This is a genomic window from Schnuerera sp. (genome assembly GCF_035459645.1).
GTDB lineage: Bacteria > Bacillota > Clostridia > Tissierellales > Tepidimicrobiaceae > Schnuerera.
The window spans coordinates 1-2,244 of record NZ_DATHXO010000484.1 but is presented as its reverse complement, the minus strand read 5'-3'; the positions used below and the strand labels follow the sequence as shown (position 1 = coordinate 2,244).

At 33.5% G+C, this 2,244-nt stretch carries 3 protein-coding genes; all 3 read left to right on the top strand.

Features of this window, described 5'->3' with window-relative positions; all coding sequences use genetic code 11:
• Positions 1 to 671 (top strand): ABC transporter substrate-binding protein (locus VK998_RS11460; RefSeq protein ID WP_325228431.1); only part of this gene is annotated, 671 nt, incomplete at its 5' end.
• Positions 672 to 786: 115 nt separating this feature from the next.
• Complete coding sequence (locus VK998_RS11455; RefSeq protein WP_325228428.1) at positions 787 to 1,749, top strand: ABC transporter permease; 963 nt, start codon at positions 787 to 789, stop codon at positions 1,747 to 1,749.
• A gap of 17 nt (positions 1,750 to 1,766) precedes the next feature.
• A partial coding sequence (locus VK998_RS11450; RefSeq protein WP_414713605.1) for an ABC transporter permease occupies positions 1,767 to 2,244 on the top strand: 478 nt, incomplete at its 3' end.

Sequence of the window (2,244 nt, the reverse complement as noted above, 5' to 3'; positions counted from 1 at the left end):
AAGGTCATGGTGAAGTATGTCATGTTCCTCTATCTCCTGTATCTTGGGCTTATACAGATACTTTAGAGGAAAAGATGAATAAATATGAATACAATCCAGATAAAGCTATAGAACTATTAGAAGAAGCTGGATGGGAACTTGGCTCCGATGGGATTAGAGAAAAAGATGGTATGAAACTTAATTTTGTATACTCTACATACCCAGATGTAGAATGGGTTGACCAATTGATACCAGTATTAATTGACAACTGGGGTAAAATTGGTGTTAGTATAGAAGTAAACTATATGGATTTTAATGCATTATCAGATGCAGTATACGAAGAACAAGACTTCGATATGTACAATATGGCATGGTCATTAAGTATTGACCCAGATGCTTATTCAATATTCCATAGTAGTCAAGCTAAAAAATCAGGTAATAATGCCGTTCAATTTAAAAATGAAAAGAACGACCAATTATTAGAGGCAGGAAGAAAAGAGCTTGATCAAGAAAAGCGTACAGAAATTTATGAAGAATGGGCTCTTAATATAAACGAAGAGTTGCCATATATATTCGTATATCAAAGAGAACAATGGAATATGGTTAATGACCGTATAAAAGGCTTTGAGTGTACACCATATGAAAATATGGCTCATCCTAATGTATTCTTAAATATGGAGATTGCAAAATAGAAAAATTTACAGCAATAAAGATAAATAGGCATAAACCCGGTTTAGACCACCGGGTTTATGTTATATTAACCTAAACTTTATAGCATTAAAGGGATGATAATTGAGGAGGGATAATATGCTAAAATATATTGGACGAAGGCTCATGCATCTAATACCTGTAATTTTACTAATATCTATTCTTTTATTTGGAATTATCAAAATGACTCCTGGGGATCCAGTTGGGGCAAACTTGGATCCAAGATCTACTGCAGAACAAAAAGCAGCGGAAAGAGCTAGACTAGGATTGGACAAACCAATACCTGTTCAATATTGGGAATGGTTAAAGCGTTCAGTGAAAGGAGATTTTGGTGATTCCTATATTTATAAAGTACCTGTTAGTAAGGTAGTTCCCGGTTTTATTTGGAATAGTTTTGTATTAAATGTTTTTGTTTATATATTTGCATTTTTAATAGCTGTTCCAATTGGTATAATAACAGCAGTGAAACAGTATTCAAGAACGGATAACTTTTGGAGTGCTTTTTCCATTATAGGTATTTCCATGCCTACGTTTTTCTTTGGGCTGTTACTAATTTACTTTTTTGCAGTTAAATTAGATTTATTCCCTATCAATGGAATGAGGACAGTTGGTAGCAAAGCTACAGGTTTAGCAAATATTAAAGATGTATTATATCATATGGTTTTACCAGGTATTGTTTTAATAATAGCAAATTTAGCAAGTTTAGTTCGTTATACAAGAACTTCTATGTTAGAGGTTATAAATCAAGACTATATTCGTACTGCTAGATCTAAAGGTTTAGAAGAAAAGGTGGTAATATATAGACACGCTTTTAGAAATGCTCTTATCCCTATAATAACTATTGTAGGGTTTACGATACCAGTCCTATTTTCAGGAGCGGTAATGTTAGAAACTGTATTTAACTGGCCTGGTATAGGAAGGATTTTAATAGATGCGGTTAATCTCAGGGATTACAACCTTATGATGGCATTAAATATGTTTTTTGCGATATTAACATTACTTGGGAATCTATTGGCAGATATAGGATATGCTTTAGTAGATCCTAGGATTAAAGTAGATTAAAGGAGGGCGGACAGTAGATGACTGAGAAGAATATGGATTTAGAACCTGGTAAAAAAAATATAGAAGAGATAAGCGAAAGTGAACAAGAAATATTAACTCCATGGAAGTTGATAAGGCGTAAATTTGTAAAGAGAAAACCTTCAGTAGTAGCTCTAGTAATGCTTGTGATAATTATTTTAGCTGTAGTATTGGCGCCTCTTTTAACGGTTCATGACCCTTATGAATTGAATATGACAAATACTAACCAACCTCCTTCTAGAGAACATAAATTGGGAACGGATGAATTGGGTAGAGACTATCTTGCAAGGGTTCTGCATGGAGGTCAAGTTGCGTTACAAGTAGGATTATTTGCTGTAATTATTCGAGTAATAATTGGAACTCTAATAGGAGGGATTGCTGGATATTATGGTGGATGGATAGATAATGTTTTAATGAGAATAACTGAAGTTTTCATGTCTTTTCCTTTTTTACCTCTGGTAATTACTGTTTCTGCAG

Excerpts from the sequence above, each read along its gene's own strand:
- VK998_RS11455 (WP_325228428.1), top strand. The coding sequence starts at position 787 with ATGCTAAAATATATTGGACGAAGGCTCATGCATCTAATACCTGTAATT.